This window comes from Nocardiopsis sp. CNS-639 (assembly GCF_000381685.1).
Taxonomy (GTDB): Bacteria; Actinomycetota; Actinomycetes; order Streptosporangiales; family Streptosporangiaceae; genus Nocardiopsis; species Nocardiopsis dassonvillei.
Genome location: NZ_KB906875.1, coordinates 31,956 through 50,981, shown reverse-complemented (window position 1 = coordinate 50,981; position 19,026 = coordinate 31,956). Strand labels below are relative to the sequence as shown.

Here is a 19,026-nt window from a genome sequence, read left to right as displayed (position 1 = left end):
GCGGCGGGTGGGGCGTCGGCTGTGTGGGGTACCCCACTCGACGGGCGGCCCGAGGGGCGACACTACAATCCGCAACGGACATAACGCCGTACACCGGAGGAGTGCCCATGTCGTGGTCCGAGCAGTCGCGTGTCCGGTTGGAGAACGAGCACGTGCTGCTCACTCCCCTGGTGGAGACGGACCGCGAGGGGTGGCGTGAACAGGCCATGGACCCCGACATCTGGACGCACTTCGTGGCCCGTGTGGACGACGAGGCGAGCTTCGTCCGGTTCTTCTACTCCTACCTGGCCGCCAGCGACGGCGGAGAGCGCTCCACGTTCACCGTCACCGACAAGGCGAGCGGGCGCATCGCGGGCAGCATGAGCTACGGGCACATGTCCGAGCCCGACCTGCGGCTGGAGATCGGCAGCTCCTGGCTGGGGCGCGACTTCCGGGGCCGGGGAGTCAACCACTGGTCCAAGTACCTGCTGCTGCGGCACGCCTTCGAGGAGATGGGCGCCGAGCGGGTCGAGTTCAAGACCGACGTGCTCAACGAGCGGGCCCGGCGCGGCCTGCGCTCCATCGGCGCCACGGAGGAGGGTGTCCTGCGCAGCTACAACGTCATGCCGGGCGGGCGCCGCCGGGACGCCGTGTACTACTCGGTGCTGCGCAACGAGTGGCCGGGCGTGCGCGAGCGCCTGGAGGAGGGCCCGCGCTTCCGGTGAGGCCCGCGTCGGCGGCGGACGGGCTCACCCGTGCCCGAACCTGCGGATGGTTAGGACGCCGAACGAAGGGAAGACATCACCCTCAACACCGCCCCCCGGTGTCACGGGCGGCTCCCGTCCCCTGGGAGCCGCCCGCCCTGCGGGCACGGGTTCCGCCCGGGGGGGAACCGTTCCCGCCCCGCGGAAGTCGTAGACCCGAAACATCCTTCGTCCCGCTCACGACTCCGACCGGGAAGGCGTCTCCCCCGTGAACCCCCACATCCCCGCACCCCCGATGCCCGGCACGCTCAAGGCGGTCCGCGTCATCCTCGTCATCAGGATCGTGCTCGCCGTCGTCCTCTACTCCCTGGCCCTGATCGGTCTCGTCGCCCTCGTCAACCTGCCCAGCGCGCAGGTCGAGGCGGAGATGGGCATGGGCGTGGGCGGACTCGCGGCCATCCTGGTCTACGGCCTCGCCCTCACGGCCTTCGAGGCCTACGTCGTGATCGCCCTGAAGAAGGGCGGGGCCAGAGCGCGCACACTCGTGCTCGTGGTCGTGGGCCTGGGGCTCGCCAGCGCGCTCCTCAACCTGCTCAGCGACGCCTCCAACCCGGCCGTGGGCGTGATCCTGATGGTCGTCATCGTGATCCTCGTCCGGACCGAGAGCGCCCAGGAGTGGTTCCGCGTGACCGACCCCGGGTACCGGCCCCTGCCGGGCGGATACCCCGGCCAGGGCGGTCAGCCGGGCCACCCGGGTCACCCGGGCCAGCCGGGCTACGGGGAACAGCCGGGCCACCCCGGCCCCGGCGGCCACCCCGGCCAGACGGGTCCCACCGGTCACTGAGCGGTCCCGCCCGACACCGCGGGTCCCTCCCATGGCGAAGGGGCGTCCGCGGACCCGCTCCCACGGCCCTCACGGGCCGGGGAGCGCGCCGCGGACGCCCCTTGGGGTCCTTCAGAGGCGGTCGAGCAGCTGGGCGCAGCGGATCAGGCCCAGGTGCGAGTACGCCTGCGGGTGGTTGCCCAGCGCCCGCTCGGTGACCGGGTCGAACTCCTCCGGGATGAGCCCGGTCGGTCCGGCGCAGTCCACCAGGTGCTTGAACAGCTCGTCCGCCTCCGCGCGGCGGCCGGTCAGCAGGTACGCCTCGATCAGCCACGCGGTGCACAGGTGGAAGCCGCCCTCGCCGCCCGGCAGGCCGTCGTCGCGGTGGTACCGGTACACGGTCGGGCCGCTGCGCAGCTCCGCCTCCACGGCGGTCACGGTGGCCTGGAAGCGCTCGTCGGCCGGGTCGATCAGCCCGGACAGGCCGATGTGCAGGGACGCGGCGTCCAGGTCGGTGCCGTCGTAGGCGGTGGTGAAGGCCTGCGCCTCCTCGTTCCAGCCCTTGTCCAGCACCTCGGCGGCGATGCCGTCGCGCAGGTCCGGCCAGGACGGGTCCACCTCGCGGCCGTAGGCACGGGCCAGGGAGACGGCGCGGTCCAGGGTCACCCAGCACATCACCTTGGAGTAGATGCGCTGGCGGGGCTCGTCGCGCTCCTCCCAGATGCCGTGGTCGGGCTCGTGCCAGCGGCGTGCGACCGCCTCGGCCATCGACCGCACCAGGTCCCAGTCGCGGTCGGCCAGGGTGCCGCGCACCGAGGACAGCTTCTCGATCAGCTCCACGACGGGGCCGAACACGTCCAGCTGCACCTGGTGGTCGGCCAGGTTGCCGATCCGCACCGGCCGCGAGCCCGCGTACCCGGACAGCGACTCGATGACCTCCTCCGGGCCCAGGTTCGTGCCCCGCAGCGAGTACAGCGGGCGCAGCATCTCCGGGCCGGGCAGCGAGTCCACGACCCGGTGCACCCAGTCCAGGAACTCCTCGGCCTCGGCGGTCGAGCCCAGGGAGACCAGCGACTGCACGGTCAGGGCGCCGTCGCGCAGCCAGCAGTACCGGTAGTCCCAGTTGCGGACGCCGCCGATCTCCTCGGGCAGCGACGTGGTCGCGGCGGCCATCACGCCCCCGGAGGGGGTGCACAGCCCGCGCAGGGTGAGCGCGGAGCGCGCCGCCAGCTGCTGGGCGGTGTCGGGCAGGGTGAGTCCGTCGAGCCAGCGCGACCAGTGCTCGCCGGAGGTCCGCTGACGCTCGGACTCGGGCAGGGTGCCGTGCACGAGGGAGTCGGTGCCGCAGCGCAGCTCCAGCACCACGGGCTGCTCCGAGCGCGGGTGGACGACCGCGCGGGCGAGGTCGGAGACGCCGTCGTGGTCGATCTCCCACTCCACGCCGGGCGAGTACAGGGCCATCGGGAAGTCGGCGCCCTTGACGAGCAGGCCGTTCTCCTGCGGCGTGATGCGCACCGGCGCACGGCCGAAGTCGGGACGGGGGGCGAACTCCACCGTGGCCGGGGTGACGCCGCTGATCACCCGGATCAGGTCGGTGCGCCCCTGGGGGGTGCCGTGGGCGAGGTAGTCGGTGACGTCCATGCGCGACCAGCGGGTGCGCACGGTCATGGTGCCGGGCAGGTAGCGCTGGCCCAGCGGACGGCCTCCGTGGGCGGGGGCGACGGCGAACACGCCCGCCTGGCGGCCGCCCAGGACCTCGGCGAACACGGCGTTCGAGTCGGGCTCGGGGTGGCAGAACCACAGCAGGCGCGCGTCCGGGCCGACGAGGGCCACGGAGCCCTGGTTGGAGAGCATCGACATGCGCTCGATGGGCGTGGGGCGCTCGCCGAAGACCCAGAAGCGGCGCTCGGCCGCCAGCGCGGACAGCAGGGCCGCGGCGGTCGGGGTGTCGGCCACGCGGTGGGAGGCCACGGTGGGCCCCTCGCCGACCCGCACGCCCGCGTCGGCGCCGGTCAGCCGCATGAAGACGGGCTCCTCGCCCTCGCCGCCGCCGATGTAGAGGATGGCGGTGGCCTCGACCTGGTCGCGCAGCAGCTCCAGGGCGGCCGCCTTGTCCGAGGGCGAGTCGGCGTCGCGGTGGTCGGGATCGACGGTCACGTCGGTGTCGAACTCGGTGCCGTGGGCGCCCACGAGGCGCACCTCGGCGGGCAGGCGCGAGAGCGCGGCCAGGTCGCGCAGGGGACGGCCGGAGATGACCGCGCACACGGTGCCCGGCAGGTCGGCCAGGTCGCGCAGCGCACGCAGGGCCTCGGGCAGCGGGCGCCGGTCGGCCGGGTCGACCGTGGAGAGGGCGCCGTCGTAGTCGCAGGCCACCAGGAGCCGTGAGGTTCTGGCGAGGGCGGAGACGCGTTGCCGGACGTCCACGGGCATGAGCGCGGGAGCGGTGTCCCCCGGCATGCCCGGAACCGCTTCGACCGCTTGGGTGACCGTCACGCTGCCTCCTCCGTTGGTCCGCGTTGACCTGGGGAATCGGATGATCTGTAGGACTCCGCGCGCATGCTGCTGGTTCACTCTGATATGGGTGTGCACAAGAGTGAGCCCAGGGCTTGTGGCGCGGGATGGGACTTCCGGGGACGTCAGAGGGATCCTCAGGAGCTCTTCACGTGTGCGTGGGCGAGAGGTGGTGCCGAACGCAAAGATCCGGTCCGCAAGAAGTCAACGCGAGACTACCTGCGTCCCGCAGGTACCTGCGACCTCAGATTCCAGTGATGCAGGTCACGAATCAGTCGCAAAATAGGGCGAAGGCCGGGATCCCGACCCGGGTGGGCCCGTGACCACCCACGGTTGCCGAGGATCCGGGTGGCGGAGGGAGCGGGTGCGCTCCCTCGGCGCGGGACGTGCGATGGGACACGTCGGCGCTCGGCGGCCGGCCCCGGTCACCGCCCCGGTCCGGCGGTCCCCGTTCCGCCCGGCACCCGGGTCACGGCAGCCGGTAACCCACGCGGGGCACGGTCTGGATGGGGTTCGGGGTGCCCAGCTTGCGCCGCAGGGAGCGGATGGTCACGCGCACGATCGTGGTGAACGGGTCGATGTTCTCGTCCCACACCCTCTCCAGCAGCGCCTCCGCCGACACCGGGGCGCCGTCGGCGCGCAGCAGCTCCTCCAGCACCCCGAACTGCTTGGGCGACAGGTGCAGCGGCCTGCCGTCGCGGAAGGCCTCGTAGCGGGTGGAGTTGAGCCGCAGGCCCGAGCGCTCCAGAACCGGCGGTTCGGCCAGGCCGGGCCTCCGGGCCAGGGCGCGGACCCGGGCGATCATCTCCTCGCGGTCGAGGGGCCTGATGAGGTAGTCGTCCGCGCCCAGCTCGAAACCGGCGAGCCGCTCCTTCGGGCTGGTGGGAGAACTCACCATGAGCACCCGCACCTGACCGTGCAGGGCGGTGGCCACGCGGCACACCTCGTTCCCGCTCAGCCCCGGCAGAGCCCGTTCGAGCAGCATGACCCCGTACTCGTTGACGGCGAGCTTGTAGAGCGCCGTCTCCCCGTCAGGGGCGGTGTCCACGGCGAAACCGGCCTCCCGCAGCCATGAGGCGGTCGGCTGTGCGGGGTCCTCTCCGTGGTCCACGACCAAGACCCTCATACGCTCTTCCTTCTCCCTCCGCGCGGCGGGCGTTTCTGTAGGACGTGGCGAGGGGGGCGCTCACACTCTGTTCACAGCGCGTCGTGTCTACTTTTTGGTCATGCCGTCGACCGACCCCGGGGAGCACTCGCTCCACCTCCCCGGCCACCCGGCCTCGCCCCTGGGTGAGGCCCTCGTTGATATAAGCGCGATCGCCCACAATGTACGGTTCATGGCAAAGCGGACCAATTCCGAAATTCTTGCCGTCGTCAAGGCGAACGGCTTCGGCCACGGGGCCGTGGAGGTCGCCCGCGCCTCCCTGGAGGCCGGAGCGACCTGGCTGGGCGTGACCTCCCTGGAGGAGGCGCTCGCCCTGCGCCGCGCCGGGCTGCGCGCCCCCGTGCTGTGCTGGCTGCACCGTGCGGACCAGGACTTCGACTCCGCCGTCGCCGCCGACGTGGACCTGTCCGTCCCCTCGGTCGGCCACCTGCGCGCCGTGGCCGACGCCGCCGTGCGCACGGGCCGTGTCGCGCACGTCCACCTCAAGGCCGACACCGGGCTGAGCCGCAACGGAGCGCCGCCGGACGCCTGGCCCGGACTGGTCGGTCTGGCCCGCGTACTGGAACTGGACGGCCTGGTCCGGGTGCGCGGTGTCTGGTCGCACCTGGCCTCCGCCGACCTGCCCGGCGCGGCGACCACCGCGCAGCAGGTCACCGCCTTCGAGGGGGCGCTCTCCCAGGCGCGCGCGGCCGGGCTCGACCCGTCGCTGCGGCACCTGGCCAACACGGCTGCGATCCTCAACGAGCCCGCCACGCACTTCGACCTGGTCAGGGCGGGGGTCGGCCTCTACGGAGTGGAGCCCGTCGAGGGCAGGCGCTTCGGCCTGCGCCTGGCCATGACCCTGCGCGCCCGGGTGGCCATGGTCCGCCGGGTCCCCGCGGGAACGGGCGTCAGCTACCACCACGCCTACACCACCCCACGCGAGAGCCTGCTCGCCCTCGTCCCGCTCGGCTACGCCGACGGTGTGCCCCGGGCGGCGGGGGACCGGGCCTACGTGTGGATCGCCGGACGGCGGTGCCCCGTGGCCGGACGCATCGCCATGGACCAGTTCGTGGTCGACGTCGGCGGCATGGACGTGCGCGAGGGCGACGAGGTGGTCGTGTTCGGCCCCGGCGACCGCGGCGAGCCCACCGTCGAGGAGTGGGCCGACTGGGCCGGAACCATCCCCCACGAGATTCTCACCGGCGTGGGCGCGCGCGTGCCCCGCCTCCACCAGGACCTGGCGCGGCCCGTGCCGCGCGAACCGAGCAAGGAGAGATCGAGTGCCTGAGGCAAGGACACGCGTCGCCGTCGTCTTCGGTGGACGCAACGGGGAGTACGACGTCTCGTGCGCGTCGGCGATGTCGGTCCTCACCCACCTGGACCGCGACCGGTACGAGGTCGTCCCGGTGCGGATCACGCGCGCCGGGGCGTGGGTGGTGGGCACCGACACCGACGACCCCGCCGCGCTGGACGCCGAGCGCCTGACGGCCCTGACCCCCGAGCCCGGCGGCGAGAGGGAGCGGCGCACGGGCGACGGCCTGGGCGAGGCGATCCTCGCGTTGGGCGAGGCGGACGTGGTCTTCCCCGTCATCCACGGCCCCTACGGCGAGGACGGCACGATCCAGGGGATGCTCGAACTCCTGGGAGTGCCCTACGTGGGCAACGGCGTGCTCGCCAGCGCCACCGGTATGGACAAGGCGACCACCAAGACGCTGCTGCGCGCGGCGGGGCTGCCGGTCGCGCGGGACGTGGTGCTGCGCGGACCGGACGACGAGGTCTCGCCGCAGGAGCGCGCCGAGCTGGGGCTGCCCGTGTTCGTCAAGCCCGCGCGCAGTGGCTCCAGCCTGGGGGTGACGCGGGTCGGCGACTGGTCGGAGCTGGAGGCCGCCGTCAAGACCGCGCGCGAGTTCGACACCAAGGTCCTGGTGGAGGAGGCGGTCGTCGGCCGCGAGGTCGACCTGGCCGTCCTGGAGCTGCCCGACGGCGCGCTCAAGGTCGGGCCGCCGCTGGAGATCCGGGTCGCGGACACGGAACGCTTCTTCGACTACGACACCAAGTACGGGGGCGACGCGGTCTTCGACATCCCCGCCGACCTGCCGGTCGGGATCCAGACGCAGCTGAGCGACCTCGCCCTGGGCGTGTTCGAGGCGGTCGGCTGCTCCGGCCTGCTGCGCGTGGACTTCTTCCTGCGCGGGGGCACCGAACCCGTCGTCAACGAGGTCAACACCCTGCCCGGGTTCACCGCGCACTCGCAGTACCCCCAGATCTGGCGGGCTACGGGCCTGGAGTACCCCGAGCTGCTGGACAGCCTCATCCGGACCGCGCTGGCCTGAGGGCCGCGTCCGTCCCGGGAAACGCGAGGGCCCGCCACGTGTGTGGCGGGCCCTTCCATGTGGCTGTGAGGGGGAGGGGGTTCAGCCCTTCCCCGGCTTGCGCAGGTGGTGCACCCACGCGGGCGGGACGTTGGCGAACACCTTCTCGGAGCCGATGCCGTAGCGGTCGATCCACTCCTGGACGAGCCAGCTCGTGCGGGCCTGGCGCAGGTAGTCCTCGCGGCGGGCGATGACCGCCTTGACCTCCTTGGTGTACAGGTACCCGTAGAAGGACATGGTGCCGCCCGGTTCGAGCACCTCGAAGTAGTAGTCCAGGATCTCCCGGACGGTGTCGGCGGTGAAGTTCGCGAACGGCAGGCCCGACACGATCACGTCGTAGGACCGGTCGGTGCCCATGTCGTTGACGAGTTTGGCGTGCACGCGGGAGCCGTCGGCCACCCGCGACATCACGGGGTCGGTTCTGAGCAGTCCCTCCACGTGGGCGGCGAACTCGGGGTTGGCCTCCACCAGGTCCAGGGTGTCCCCCGGCTGCATCGAGGCGGCGATCCCGCGGCTGATCGCGCCGGTTCCGGCTCCGGCCTCCAGGATGCGCAGCGGGCGGTCGGGTTCTGGTCGGCGCCGGACGTACTCGGCCATCGCACGCGCCAGCGCACCGCTGCTGGGGAGGATGGAACCGGTGGCGTGGAAGGTGCGCAGCGCCTGGCTGAAGAACAGTCGGGTGTCACGCAGGCGCTCGTCCAACCTCAGGGAGGAAAGGGGTCCGGCAGGACTGTGGGTCTCGGACATACACGCACGCTAACGCCTCACCCCTCCCCGAAGGGAGTCGGCGCGGCCGCGTTCTGGGAAAACCCAGGTGAAACCGTGTGTGTCCATACCCACCGCGCAAAGGGGAACTCCGACGCCGCGGGGAGCGCCGCGCGGGCCGGGGCGCCGCCGGGCGCCGCCGTACGCGCACGCCGATCCGGTGTCCGCCGAGGCCGCTGTCCCCGCGACCGGTGACGGCCTACCCTGGGGGGATGAGCGAACCGGCCAGCACCTCCGAGACCCCCGCCCACCCACGGACCGCGCTGGTCACCGGAGCCTCCACCGGGATCGGCGAGGAGTACGCCCGCAGGCTCGCCGAACGCGGCTACTCCCTCGTCCTCGTCGCCCGCCGGGGCGAGCTCCTGGAGGCCCTCGCCGAGGAGATCGGCGGACGCTACGGGGTCGGAGTCCAGCCCCTGCCCGCCGACCTGGGCACCGACGAGGGCCTCTCACTGGTCGTCGAACGCCTGTCCGCCGACGGCAGCGGCGACGAGGCCCCCGTGGACCTGCTCGTCAACAACGCCGGGCGGGGCGACGGCGGCCCCTTCGTCAAGCAGGAGCCCTCGGAGATCGACGCCATGCTCGACCTCAACGTGCGTGCGGTCCTGCACCTGACCCGCGCCGTCCTGCCGGTGCAGATCGCCCGCCGCGGGAGCCTGCCGAGCCGGACCAGGCTCGGCGTCATCAACCTCTCCTCCGTCGCGGGCGAGATCACCGCCAACCCCGGCGGCTCGGTGTACGGGGCCGGGAAGAAGTTCGTGTCCCTGTGGAGCGAGAGCGTGGCCGCCGAGGTCGCCGAGCACGGCGTGCACGTCACCGCGGTCCTGCCGGGGTTCGTGCGCACCGACATGACCAGGGGCGTCCAGGAGAGCGGGATGCCCGCGTTCGCGTTCGTCCCCAAGGAACAGGTCGTGCGCGAGTCCCTCACCGCCTGGGCGGCCGGGCGCTCCAGCGTCGTCGCCGGCGCCCAGTACAAGGCGGCCACGGGGCTCCTGCGCTTCATCCCCAAGCCGATCGTGCGCGCCGCCGCCCGCAGGGTGTGGTGAACCGGACGAAGGCGCTGCGGACCGGGCGCGACGGCCGCCCCGCGCGGGGACGCGACCGGCGGGGCGCGGCGCGGTGTGGCGCACGCCGCCGCCCACATGATGAGACATCCCCGCGAGGGTGCGGCATCGGGGCGCCGGACCGCCTACGCTGGTAGCGCATCTGTCTGTCGAGGAAAGACACCATGAAGACCTTCGAAGAGCTGTTCGCCGAGCTGTCCGAGAAGGCGCGTTCCCGCCCCGAGGGCTCCGGGACCGTCGCCCAGCTCGACGCCGGCGTCCATGCCATCGGCAAGAAGGTCGTCGAGGAGGCGGCGGAGGTCTGGATGGCCGCCGAGTACGAGTCGGACGACCAGGCAGCCGAAGAGATCTCGCAGCTCCTCTACCACCTCCAGGTCCTGATGCTGGCCCGTGGCCTGCGTCTGGAGGACGTCTACAAGCATCTGTAGGCCGACGCGCCGCCCGTGCGCATCCGGCCACCGACGCCACGTCCCCGTACACGCAGCCACGAGAAAGCCGTGAACATGCCCGACATGCTGAGAATCGCCGTGCCCAACAAGGGCCAGCTCTCCGAACCCGCCGTGGAGATGCTCCGCGAGGCCGGGTACCGGCAGCGCAAGAGCAGCCGCGACCTGGTCATGATCGACCCCGACAACGACACCGAGTTCTTCTTCCTGCGCCCCAAGGACATCGCCGTCTACGTCGGTGAGGGCATCCTCCAGGCCGGGATCACCGGCCGCGACATGCTGCTGGACTCCGGCGCCGCCGTGGACGAGGTCCTGCCGCTGGGCTTCGGCGGCTCCACCTTCCGCTTCGCCGCGCCCGGCGGCGCCGGCATGAAGGTGTCCGACCTCAACGGCAAGCGCATCGCCACGTCCTTCGACGGCCTCCTGCGCTCCTACCTGGACGAGCAGGGCGTCGACGCCCGCGTCATCCACCTGGACGGCGCGGTCGAGAGCTCCGTCCAGCTCGGCGTCGCCGACGCCGTCGCCGACGTGGTCTCCACCGGCACCACCCTGCGCCAGGCGGGCATGGAGACCTTCGGCGAGCCGATCCTGGTCTCCGAGGCGGTGGTCATCCGTCCGTCCGGGGCCCCCGAGAACCCCAGGTTCGACACGCTGCTGCGCCGTCTGCGCGGCGTCCTGGTCGCCCGCGACTACGTGATGATGGACTACGACGTGCACGCCGAGCGCCTGGAGGCGGCGGTCGCGCTCACCCCGGGCATGGAGGGGCCGACGGTCTCCCCGCTGCACCGGGAGGGCTGGGTCGCGGTCCGCTCGATGGTGCCGAGCAAGGACGCCCAGCGGATCATGGACGACCTGTGGCAGCTCGGCGCCCGCGCCATCCTGGTCACCGACATCTACGCCTGCCGCCTGTAGGCGGTGTCCTGAGCAGCGGACCGGTGGGGACCGGCGTCATGCCGGTCCCCACCGGTCCTCGGTGTTCCACGGGGATCCGGCGCTCCTCGGAGCCGTCCGTCAGTCCGGTGCCGCCCCGGTGCGCCGCTCACGGCGCGAACGGGCGAGGCCGTGGGCGGTGCGGAGCAGCGCCCGGGCCGCCTCCCCGGTCCGCGGCCCCGGGTTCACCACGGCGAGCCAGCCCAGACCGCCGTAGACGGGGTGCGCCACCACCGTGTCCGCCGCGCTCGGGTCCGCGTCAGGGTCGGCCGGCTCGCGCGGCTCGCGGCCCGTCCAGCTGACGAAGGCCTCCCTTCCGGCGGCGGCGTTCAGGCGGAAGACGCCGGGCCGGTCCAGGCGCGACGCCCGGTCGTCGGGGTAGTCCTTCGTCACGATGGTCGCGAAGGGCTGGGTCGCGGTGGGGACGACGCCGTCGGGCGCGTAGTAGAAGAACGTGTCGCCCCAGCTGAGTTCGGGCGAGCCGTCGCCGGGCTGCGGCCTGAGGGTCAGTACGCCCTCGAGGCCCTCCAGGAACGCGGTGATCTCTTCGATGCTCATGTGTTCCAGCGTTACATTCATGTGGTTGTGGAGACTTTTCCCCGAAGAGTGCGAGGTGGGGGAGTGGGAAGTCGCAACTCGACCGCCATGCGCACGGTCGACGTGGCCCGGCGCTCCGGGTACTCCGTCCAGCAGGTGCGCAACCTCGAACGCGGCGGTGTGCTGCCCCCGGCGCCGCGCACGGCCTCGGGTTACCGCGTCTACACCGAGGCGCACGTGTGCTCGGCCCTGGCCTACCGGTCCCTGGCCGCCGGGACCGGCCCCGTCGAGGCCGGGCGGATCGTGCGCGCCGCGCACGGGTACCCGGCCTCGGACCTGCTCGCCCTCCTGGACGCCGCGCACGCCCGGCTCCACACCGAGCGCCGGGAACTCGGACTGGCCAGGCGGGCCGCGGAGGCGATCGCCGCGGAGCCTGTCGGGGACGTCCGCCCGGCGGACTCCATGGGTGTCTCCGAACTCGCCGCCGCGCTCGGAGTGCGGCCCTCGACGCTGCGGCACTGGGACGCGGAAGGGCTCGTCGTGCCCGGCCGGACCTCCCCCGGGGGAACGCGGAGGTACTCGCCCGCCGACGCCAGGGACGCGCGGATCGTCCACCAGCTGCGCATGGCCGGGTACCGCATCGCACCGCTCCGTGCCCTGATGCCGCAGCTGCGCCGCGCGCACCGGTGGGACGAGGTGATGGCCGCGCTGGCCGCCCGGGACGCGAGCATCGACGCCCGGTCGGCGGCCCTGCTCGAAGGCGCCGCCGCGCTCGGCGCCCTGCTGCGGTCGGCGCGGCTCCCGGGCGCGGGGCCCACCGGTGCGGGACCTGCGGATACGGAGCCCGCGGTAGCAGGCATCCCGGGTACGGGGGCTCGGGACCCGGGTCCCTCAGGCGGGGGACCCGAGTCCCCGGGCCCTCACTCCGGAGCCTCCGACAGGGGCCGCAGCCCGACGGCGAACTCCACACCCCCGTCGTACTCCGACTGACGGAGGGCGCCCACGTCGGCGAACATGCCCTCGACCTCGTGCTCGAACAGGTGGGTCAGCGCCAGGGTGAGGCCGCCCAGGCTCTCCCGGCCGGGCATCAGCAGCCTGACCTCGGTGCCCTCCCCGTACTCCACCAGCTCCACGCCCTCCGGCAGCGGGGACGGGGAGGACCCGGCCTCCGCGACCGGCACGCACACCCGGTAGCCCGCGCCGTCCGACCCCGGCTCCAGGCTCTTCCACCACCGGCCGTCGGCGCGCCACCCGCGCTCCTCGACCAGCGCGCCGAGCCGCCCGGCCAGGGCGTGCACCTCGGCGCACTCCCGGTCCAGGTCGAAGTCCCCGTCCGAGGAGAGCGCGGTCACCCCCGTCAGGGCCGTGCGCGCCCGCCGGGGCCGGACCTCCACCCGCGGCTCCCACGCCAGGACCGCGAGGGCCTCCGCCAGCGCCCGGTCCTGGGCCTCCCGCTCGCGCCGGAGGTCCTCGGCGTGCCGGCGCAGCGCGTCCGGGGCCAGGCCGGGGTCGTCCACCACGCGTCGGACGGTGTCCAGGCCCATGCCCGCACGGCGCAGGGTGACGATCTGCCCGGCGCGCTCGATCTGGTCGACGGTGTACCAGCGGAACTGCGTGTCCTCGTCCACGCGGGCCGGGACCAGCAGCCCGAGGGAGTGGTAGTGGCGCAGCGCCTTGTGCGAGAGGCCGGTGAGTTCACTGAAGGAACCGATGGGAAGCATGGTTCCACTGTGGCTCCTCCCCCTAGGGGAGGGGCAAACGGGCGCTCCGGGCCCGCCGACGCCCAGGCGCGGGGAGCGGCTCCGCGCACCCGGTCGAGCAGCCCGCCGCGCCCACGCTTCACCTGCGTGGAGTCCTCCTCCGGTGGGTGGACACCGACCCTGCTCCTCGGTAGGCCCACGGTCCGAGACGACCCCGCGGACAGCGCCCCGTCCTTCCCCCCGGCGGGAACGCGGGCGCGCCCGCCGGGCGGCACAATGTGGGGTATGGACCAGCCGACGACGTACACCGCCCCGGTTTCCCGTGAGCCCGAGGAGGAGACCGCCACCCTGGCGAGGGTGACCGGGGAGACCGGCGGAGACCTCGTGCTGCGCCGCGTGGGCGCGCACTACGAGATCTACTCCAACGGGGTGTTCCTCATGGACACCCGCGACGGCACCTCCGAGCGGGAGATGGTGCGCGCCAGCCTCGCCGCCCTCCCGGCGGGCCGCTCGCGCTCCCGGGTGCTCATCGGCGGCCTGGGCGTGGGTTTCTCCGCCCGCGAGGCCCTGGAGCACCCCCGGGTGGCGGTGGTGGACGTGGTGGAACTCGAACCCCACGTGATCGCCTGGCACGACGGGGAACTGGGCGAGGCCGCCGAGTACGTGCACCGGGACCCGCGCTGCCGGGTGGTCAACGCCGACATCGTGGCCTGGCTGGAGGAGGCGTCCTCGGCCGCGGCCCCCGTCCGCTACGACGCGATCTGCCTGGACACCGACAACGGGCCCGACTGGACGGTGGTGGAGAACAACAACCGCCTCTACGAGGCGGCCGGGCTGGACCGGCTCACCCGCCTGCTCGCCCCCGGCGGGGTCCTGGCCTTCTGGAGCGCCAACGCGGTGCCCGCCTTCGAGGAGTCGCTGCGGGGCAGGTTCGCCTCGGTGGAGGTCATCGAGGTGCCGGTCGCCCGCGGCGTGCCCGACACCGTCTATCTGGCGCGCGAGCCGCGCTGAGGCGGGCGGCCGCGTTCGCGGCGGTGCCGCCCCGGGGGCGGCACCCGCCGGGGGCTCAGCTCCCGGTGTCGGACATGTAGGCCGTGAACTCGTCCAGGGTGATCAGCCCGTCGCCGTCCTGGTCCATGGCCTCGATCGCCCGCAGGGCCTGCTCCTCGGTGCAGCTGTCCCCGAGGCGGTGCATCAGGTCGGCGTACTCCTGTGCGGAGATGCGGCCGTCGCTGTCGGCGTCGACGAACGCGAAGGTCGTCGCGTACTCGTTGGTGTCGGGCATCTGCGTTCGTCTCCAGGGAGTCGCGGTGGCGGGTCCGGCGCAAGATTACCGGTGAGGGGGCGGTTCGGGAAGCCGGCGGGACGTCGGCGCCGGCAGAGCCGAAGGGGCCGCGCACCGGAGGTCCCTCCGGCGCACGGCCCCACGGGGTCGGGCTGTCAGCGGCTGCCCACGGAGGCCCGCGAGCCGATCCACCGCGCGATCACGGTGAACAGCAGCACCAGCAGGAACAGGCACAGGGCGGCGCCCCACGCGCGGTCGATGCCGGCCTCGAAGGGCTGCATGGCGCCCCGGTACAGCTGCATCGGCACGGCGCCCTGCGGCTCGCCCTGGAAGGCGGTCACGACCAGGCCGGTGCCGAACGCGGTCAGCAGCAGCGGGGCGGTCTCGCCGATGCCGCGGGCGACGGCCAGCATCGAACCGGTGGTCAGGCCGGGGGCGGCGGCGGGCAGCACCGTGTGCACGATGGTCTGCCACTTGCGCGCGCCCAGGCCGTAGCTGGCGTTGCGCATCTCGTTGGGCACGAGCCGCAGCATCTCCTCCGCGGACCGCGTCACGATCGGCAGCATCATCATGGCGATCGCCAGAGCACCGGCGAAGGTGCCGAAGCCCATCTGGCCCCAGCCGATGACGACCAGGCCGTACACGAACAGACCGACGAAGATCGAGGGGATGCCCGTCATCACGTCGGTGAAGAAGCGGATCGCGCCGGTCAGGCGGTTGGGCCCGTACTCCACGACGTAGACGGCCGTGGCGATGCCGAACGGGATCGACATCACGACCGCGAGCGCCATGATGTAGAGCGTGCCGAAGAACCCGGCCGCGTACCCGCCGCCCTCGCGCCGCGGCGGGGGCTCGGTCTCGGTGAAGAACTCCAGGTTGACGACGCCGATGCCGCGCCGGGTGACCTCGAAGATGATGAGGATCAGCGGGATCATCGCCAGGACCATCGCGGCGGTCAGTGCCACCGACGCCGATCGGTCCTTGAACCTGCGGAAGCCGGAGCCGGGCGGGCGCTGGCTCAGGGGGGTGTGCCGGGCGTCCGGAGGAGTGGTGGTTGCTGTGCTCATACGGCGGAGTCTCCCGTGAACTGCCCCAGGCGCCAGACGATGACGCGGGCCAGGATGTTGACGATCATCGTGACCAGGAAGAGGGCGACGCCGATCGCCATCAGCGCCGTCCGGACCTCGGGCGAGGCCTCACCGAAGGACGCGGCGATGTGCGAGGCCATGCTGCTTCCGGTGCCGAACAGGCTGCCGCTCCACCCCTGGGTTCCGCCGATCAGCATCAGCACGGCGATGGTCTCGCCGAGGGCGCGGCCCAGTCCCAGCATGGCGGCGGCCACGATCCCGGAGAAGCTGGCCGGCAGGATCACCTTGGTGATGACCTCCCACCGGGTGGAACCCAGGGCGTAGGCGGCCATCTGCTGCTCGATCGGCTGGACGACGACGACCTCGCGGATGAGCGCCGTCATGATCGGCAGGATCATGATGGCCAGCACGATGCCCGCGGGCAGGTAGCCGACACCGCGCACCGGTCCCTCGAAGAGGAAGAACCAGCCGAAGGTGCTCTCCAGCCAGACGAAGAAGGGGCGCATCACGTTCGGCAGGAACCAGTGCAGGCCCCAGAGGCCGAAGATGACGCTGGGCACGGCGGCGAGCAGCTCGACCGTGTACGACAGCGGCTTGGCGATGCGGCGCGGGGCCAGGTGGGTCAGGTAGACGGCGACCATGATCGCCAGCGGCAGCGCGATGACGATCGCGATGGTCGCCGTGACCAGGGTGCCGTAGATGAAGGGCCAGGCACCGTAGGTGCCGGTGATCTCCGTGCGGGATCCGCCGCTCTGCCAGTCCTCCCCGAGGAGGAAGCCGAAGAAGCCCTCCTTGGCGAAGACCGGCCAGGCCTCGCTGGTGGTCCGGATGACCATCAGCGCCAGGATGATCAGGACGAGGGTGCCGCAGGCCGCGACGGCCCACTTGAAGATCGGATCGCCCAGGCGCCCCTTGCCGGACTTCAGCGTCCCCCGCCGGGAGTCCTCGGGGGCCTGGGGGGCCTCACGGGCCTCGGTGGACATGTGCTTCTCCTCTGTGGCTTTCGTGGGGAGTGGAGAGCGTCCCGCCCCGGGGCGGGGGCGGAGGTTGGGAAGAAGGCGTGCGGGGCCGGGACGACTCTCCCGGCCCCGCGGGGCGTTCCTACTCGGTGGTGGCTTCGGCCTCGGGAGCGCTCTCCTCGGCGCTCTCCTCGGCTCCGGCCTCCTCCTCGGCACCGGCGTCGGCGCCGCCCTCGCCGGAGTTGGTCTTCTCCAGCTCGGCGACGACGCGGTCGGTCAGCTCCTGGCCCAGCGGCGCGTAGCCCAGCTCACCGGCCAGGTCGCGGGCGCCCTCGTCGGTCAGGGCCCAGGTCCAGAAGTCGATGATGGCGTCGGCGCTGGCCTGCTCGTAGCCGCAGGTGTAGGTGAAGATCCAGTTGGAACCGGCGATCGGGTAGCCCTCGCCGCCGATGTTGTCGATCGCGAACTGGAAGTTGTCCGGGATCTCGGCCTCCTCGGAGGCCGCGATGGTGGACTCCAGGGTCGGCTCGATCGGGTTGCCGTCCTCGTTCACGATGTGGGCGACGGACAGGCCCGCCTCCTGCGCGAAGGACTGGTTCACGTAGCCGATGCCGCCGGGGTTCTGGGTGATGCCCTGGGCGACGCCGTCGTTCTGCTGGCCGCCGACCAGGCCGTCGGCCCACTCGATCTCCTTGCCCTCGCCGTACTTCTCGGCCCAGGAGTCGACCTCGGTGCTCAGGTAGTGCGAGAACACGTAGGTGGTGCCGGAGCTGTCGGAGCGGTGGACGGGGATGATCTCGTCGCCGGGCAGTTCCATGTCCGGGTTGAGCTCGGCGATGGCCGGGTCGTCGAACGTGGTGATCTGGCCGTCGTAGATGGCCGCGATGGTCTCCGCGTCCAGGACCAGGCCGTCCAGCTCGGGGTTGTTGAAGGCGATGACGACCGCGCCGAAGACGACCGGGAACTGCACGGCCTCACAGCCGCGAGCCTCGGAAGCGGCCTCGAGGTCCTCCTCGCCCAGCGGCTCCTCGGAGGAGCCGAAGTCGACGGTCTGCTCCAGGAACTGCTCCACGCCGGCACCGGAGCCCACGCTCTGGTAGTTGACGCTGACGCCGGGCTGGACGTCGTTGGAGTAGGTGTAGATCCAGTCCTGGAACAGGGGGTCGGGGAAGCTGGCCCCGGCACCGGTCAGGGAGGCGCTGAGGTCGCCCCCGCCACCGCCGGAGCCGTCGCTGCCGGTGTCGCCTCCGCTGCTGCACGCCGCCGCGAGCAGGGGGATGGCCGCCAGGACGGCGAGCTTGGAACGCCCGTTGCGCATGTCGTAGTTCTCCTCGTTGAATCACCGCTGTCGGGGCTGACGTGAAATGACAGTAAGTGCGCAGGAAGACGCTGTGTCATCGAGATGAAGGCGGGATGGTAGAAGAAGGGTGAATGCGAAGTGAATGGCGGTAACCATTTGATAACGGGTGTGTGTTTTCGGTTCCGCGCGGATCCTGTCATGTTCCGGGGACAGGCGGTGATGACCTGCGGGTATGGCCGTGGGGGCCGGGGGCGGCGCAGTGGTTCCCCGGTGGTGAAGGTGACACGTCGGATTGTTCGGTGATTCATCTTCGCGTTCGTCTCGGACTGAGGTGACGTGAAGATGAACAAAGGGTCTCGTCGGCATCACCGAAAGGACCCGGCGGAGGGGAATTCACCAACCCCGTTCCGCGCTTTTCCTCCGCTCAGGAACCGTTCGCCGTGTCCAGCCGGTAGCCGATCCCCCGGACCGTGTGGATGAACCTGGGCTGTGCCTCGGAGTCACCCAGCTTGTGCCGCAGGCGCCGGATGTGCACGGCGATGGTGTTGTTCACCGGAGGCAGCGGCTTGTGCCAGACCTCGGTCCACAACTCCTCGCGGCTGACCACCCTGCCGCTGTGCCTCAGCAGGAAGTCCATGATCCCGAACTCCCGCAGCGCCAGGTTGACCGGGTTGCCGTCCACGAAGAGCCGGTGCCCCAGCGCGTCCAGCTCCAGGGCGCCCGAACGCAGCGCGGCCGAGGAGACGGTGCCGTCGGGGCCGCCGCCGTCCGGTCCCGGGAGGGAGCCGCGCAGCAGCGCCGCCAGCTCCGGGATCCGGTAGGGGCGGTTGACGCACGCGGTGGCTCCGGCCGCCAGCGCGCGCATCGCCCGCTGGGAGTCGCCGGGGCCCACCCCGATGAGGATCGGGATGTCCGTCGCCCGCCGGGTCACCCGCACCAGTGTCTCCAGGTCCACCTCGGGCGGAGTGGCGCTGGTCACCAGGGTGTCCGGTCGCATCATCCCCACCCGCAGCAGCGCCTCGGCGCCGTCCACGCACACCGTGATGTCCACGTCGTGCCCGCTCAGCGACAGCACCAGCTGGTGCGACTGCTCCGACTCGGGCTCCACCAGCAGGACCCGGAGCGGTCCCTCCGACCGTTCCGAGCGCTCGACCATTTCGTCCTCGACCGGGGCACCCGGGAACGGGACGGATGCGGACGTTGTGAGCGCGGGCATGGGAGGTCCACTTCGTCGAAGGAACAGTGGGGCGGATCCCCGGGGAGGGTGCTCCGGCCTGACCGAAACGGCCCTCCGGTCGACGGTCGCGACCGGAGGGCCCGCGGCCGTGGGGGAGCCGGAGGCCGGCGGTTTGGCCGGAGCGGCCCCACCGATCAGCGGTCCCGGTCTGCGGGAGAGCTGAAGGTCGGCGGTTTGGC

At 72.2% G+C, this 19,026-nt stretch carries 19 protein-coding genes; 9 read left to right on the top strand and 10 right to left on the bottom strand.

Features of this window, described 5'->3' with window-relative positions; all coding sequences use genetic code 11:
* The first annotated feature begins 107 nt into the window (after positions 1–107).
* Together G011_RS0124895 and G011_RS0124890 are read left to right on the top strand one after the other, a co-directional pair.
* Positions 108–704, top strand: a complete 597-nt coding sequence (locus G011_RS0124895; protein WP_019610835.1) for a GNAT family N-acetyltransferase — start codon at positions 108–110, stop codon at positions 702–704.
* 247 nt (positions 705–951) lie between these two features.
* Positions 952–1,527 (top strand): hypothetical protein, encoded by a 576-nt coding sequence (locus G011_RS0124890; RefSeq protein ID WP_026338641.1) that lies wholly within the window; start codon positions 952–954, stop codon positions 1,525–1,527.
* A gap of 111 nt (positions 1,528–1,638) precedes the next feature.
* Here G011_RS0124890 and G011_RS0124885 read toward each other — a convergent pair whose 3' ends face one another.
* Both G011_RS0124885 and G011_RS0124880 read right to left on the bottom strand, forming a co-directional pair.
* Positions 1,639–3,999, bottom strand: a complete 2,361-nt coding sequence (locus G011_RS0124885) for a trehalase-like domain-containing protein (RefSeq protein ID WP_019610834.1) — start codon at positions 3,997–3,999, stop codon at positions 1,639–1,641.
* A 487-nt stretch (positions 4,000–4,486) separates the two neighbouring features.
* A complete protein-coding gene (locus G011_RS0124880; RefSeq protein ID WP_013156361.1) occupies positions 4,487–5,143 on the bottom strand; it encodes a response regulator transcription factor in 657 nt (218 codons plus the stop codon).
* A 100-nt stretch (positions 5,144–5,243) separates the two neighbouring features.
* Between G011_RS0124880 and alr the strand changes: the two genes are divergently transcribed.
* A complete protein-coding gene (alr, locus tag G011_RS0124875; protein ID WP_013156362.1) occupies positions 5,244–6,452 on the top strand; it encodes an alanine racemase in 1,209 nt (402 codons plus the stop codon).
* On the top strand, positions 6,445–7,497 hold the full coding sequence (locus G011_RS0124870) for a D-alanine--D-alanine ligase family protein (RefSeq protein WP_019610832.1): 1,053 nt from the start codon (positions 6,445–6,447) through the stop codon (positions 7,495–7,497). Before alr ends, G011_RS0124870 begins: the two co-directional genes overlap by 8 nt.
* Positions 7,498–7,578: 81 nt before the next feature.
* On the opposite strand, the gene G011_RS0124865 is transcribed toward G011_RS0124870, so the two are convergent.
* Positions 7,579–8,283: a class I SAM-dependent methyltransferase gene (locus G011_RS0124865; protein ID WP_026338639.1), complete on the bottom strand. Its 705-nt coding sequence runs from the start codon at positions 8,281–8,283 to the stop codon at positions 7,579–7,581.
* Positions 8,284–8,513: 230 nt separating this feature from the next.
* On the opposite strand from G011_RS0124865, the gene G011_RS0124860 reads away from it, so the two are divergent.
* From G011_RS0124860 to hisG, 3 genes are all read left to right on the top strand, one after another.
* Positions 8,514–9,347, top strand: coding sequence for an SDR family oxidoreductase (locus G011_RS0124860; RefSeq protein WP_019610830.1), 834 nt, complete (start codon positions 8,514–8,516; stop codon positions 9,345–9,347).
* A gap of 182 nt (positions 9,348–9,529) precedes the next feature.
* Positions 9,530–9,793: a phosphoribosyl-ATP diphosphatase gene (locus G011_RS0124855; RefSeq protein WP_013156366.1), complete on the top strand. Its 264-nt coding sequence runs from the start codon at positions 9,530–9,532 to the stop codon at positions 9,791–9,793.
* A gap of 75 nt (positions 9,794–9,868) precedes the next feature.
* Entirely contained in the window at positions 9,869–10,723 is an 855-nt protein-coding gene (gene hisG / locus G011_RS0124850; protein WP_013156367.1) for an ATP phosphoribosyltransferase, read from the top strand.
* Between the two features lie 99 nt (positions 10,724–10,822).
* Here the strand turns inward: hisG and G011_RS0124845 are convergent, their stop codons facing one another.
* Positions 10,823–11,299, bottom strand: a complete 477-nt coding sequence (locus G011_RS0124845) for a DUF6194 family protein (RefSeq protein WP_019610828.1) — start codon at positions 11,297–11,299, stop codon at positions 10,823–10,825.
* A gap of 63 nt (positions 11,300–11,362) precedes the next feature.
* Between G011_RS0124845 and G011_RS32910 the strand changes: the two genes are divergently transcribed.
* Positions 11,363–12,268, top strand: a complete 906-nt coding sequence (locus G011_RS32910; protein ID WP_026338638.1) for a MerR family transcriptional regulator — start codon at positions 11,363–11,365, stop codon at positions 12,266–12,268.
* Here the strand turns inward: G011_RS32910 and G011_RS0124835 are convergent.
* The gene (locus G011_RS0124835) at positions 12,199–12,999 is read right to left on the bottom strand and encodes a MerR family transcriptional regulator (protein WP_019610826.1); all 801 of its coding nucleotides are present in this window, start codon (positions 12,997–12,999) and stop codon (positions 12,199–12,201) included. The genes G011_RS32910 and G011_RS0124835 overlap by 70 nt on opposite strands.
* 264 nt (positions 13,000–13,263) lie before the next feature.
* Between G011_RS0124835 and G011_RS0124830 the strand changes: the two genes are divergently transcribed.
* Complete coding sequence (locus G011_RS0124830) at positions 13,264–13,989, top strand: hypothetical protein (protein ID WP_019610825.1); 726 nt, start codon at positions 13,264–13,266, stop codon at positions 13,987–13,989.
* A gap of 55 nt (positions 13,990–14,044) precedes the next feature.
* Here G011_RS0124830 and G011_RS0124825 read toward each other — a convergent pair whose 3' ends face one another.
* The 5 genes from G011_RS0124825 to G011_RS0124805 all read right to left on the bottom strand — a co-directional run bounded on the left by G011_RS0124825 (position 14,045) and on the right by G011_RS0124805 (position 18,826).
* Positions 14,045–14,263: an EF-hand domain-containing protein gene (locus G011_RS0124825; RefSeq protein WP_019610824.1), complete on the bottom strand. Its 219-nt coding sequence runs from the start codon at positions 14,261–14,263 to the stop codon at positions 14,045–14,047.
* 155 nt (positions 14,264–14,418) lie between these two features.
* Complete coding sequence (gene pstA / locus G011_RS0124820; RefSeq protein ID WP_026338636.1) at positions 14,419–15,330, bottom strand: phosphate ABC transporter permease PstA; 912 nt, start codon at positions 15,328–15,330, stop codon at positions 14,419–14,421.
* Positions 15,327–16,334, bottom strand: a complete 1,008-nt coding sequence (gene pstC, locus G011_RS0124815) for a phosphate ABC transporter permease subunit PstC (protein WP_019610822.1) — start codon at positions 16,332–16,334, stop codon at positions 15,327–15,329. The genes pstA and pstC overlap by 4 nt, the downstream gene beginning before the upstream one ends.
* Before the next feature lie 118 nt (positions 16,335–16,452).
* On the bottom strand, positions 16,453–17,628 hold the full coding sequence (gene pstS / locus G011_RS0124810; protein ID WP_019610821.1) for a phosphate ABC transporter substrate-binding protein PstS: 1,176 nt from the start codon (positions 17,626–17,628) through the stop codon (positions 16,453–16,455).
* A gap of 406 nt (positions 17,629–18,034) precedes the next feature.
* A complete protein-coding gene (locus G011_RS0124805; RefSeq protein WP_026338635.1) occupies positions 18,035–18,826 on the bottom strand; it encodes a response regulator transcription factor in 792 nt (263 codons plus the stop codon).
* Positions 18,827–19,026 lie beyond the last annotated feature (200 nt).

Coding starts and splice junctions, on each gene's coding strand:
- pstS (WP_019610821.1), bottom strand. CDS start 17,628: ATGCGCAACGGGCGTTCCAAGCTCGCCGTCCTGGCGGCCATCCCCCTG.
- G011_RS0124830 (WP_019610825.1), top strand. CDS start 13,264: ATGGACCAGCCGACGACGTACACCGCCCCGGTTTCCCGTGAGCCCGAG.
- G011_RS0124895 (WP_019610835.1), top strand. CDS start 108: ATGTCGTGGTCCGAGCAGTCGCGTGTCCGGTTGGAGAACGAGCACGTG.
- G011_RS0124880 (WP_013156361.1), bottom strand. CDS start 5,143: ATGAGGGTCTTGGTCGTGGACCACGGAGAGGACCCCGCACAGCCGACC.
- G011_RS0124835 (WP_019610826.1), bottom strand. CDS start 12,999: ATGCTTCCCATCGGTTCCTTCAGTGAACTCACCGGCCTCTCGCACAAG.
- hisG (WP_013156367.1), top strand. CDS start 9,869: ATGCCCGACATGCTGAGAATCGCCGTGCCCAACAAGGGCCAGCTCTCC.
- G011_RS0124825 (WP_019610824.1), bottom strand. CDS start 14,263: ATGCCCGACACCAACGAGTACGCGACGACCTTCGCGTTCGTCGACGCC.
- G011_RS0124805 (WP_026338635.1), bottom strand. CDS start 18,826: ATGCCCGCGCTCACAACGTCCGCATCCGTCCCGTTCCCGGGTGCCCCG.
- pstC (WP_019610822.1), bottom strand. CDS start 16,334: ATGTCCACCGAGGCCCGTGAGGCCCCCCAGGCCCCCGAGGACTCCCGG.
- pstA (WP_026338636.1), bottom strand. CDS start 15,330: ATGAGCACAGCAACCACCACTCCTCCGGACGCCCGGCACACCCCCCTG.
- G011_RS0124845 (WP_019610828.1), bottom strand. CDS start 11,299: ATGAGCATCGAAGAGATCACCGCGTTCCTGGAGGGCCTCGAGGGCGTA.
- alr (WP_013156362.1), top strand. CDS start 5,244: ATGCCGTCGACCGACCCCGGGGAGCACTCGCTCCACCTCCCCGGCCAC.
- G011_RS0124855 (WP_013156366.1), top strand. CDS start 9,530: ATGAAGACCTTCGAAGAGCTGTTCGCCGAGCTGTCCGAGAAGGCGCGT.
- G011_RS0124865 (WP_026338639.1), bottom strand. CDS start 8,283: ATGTCCGAGACCCACAGTCCTGCCGGACCCCTTTCCTCCCTGAGGTTG.
- G011_RS0124860 (WP_019610830.1), top strand. CDS start 8,514: ATGAGCGAACCGGCCAGCACCTCCGAGACCCCCGCCCACCCACGGACC.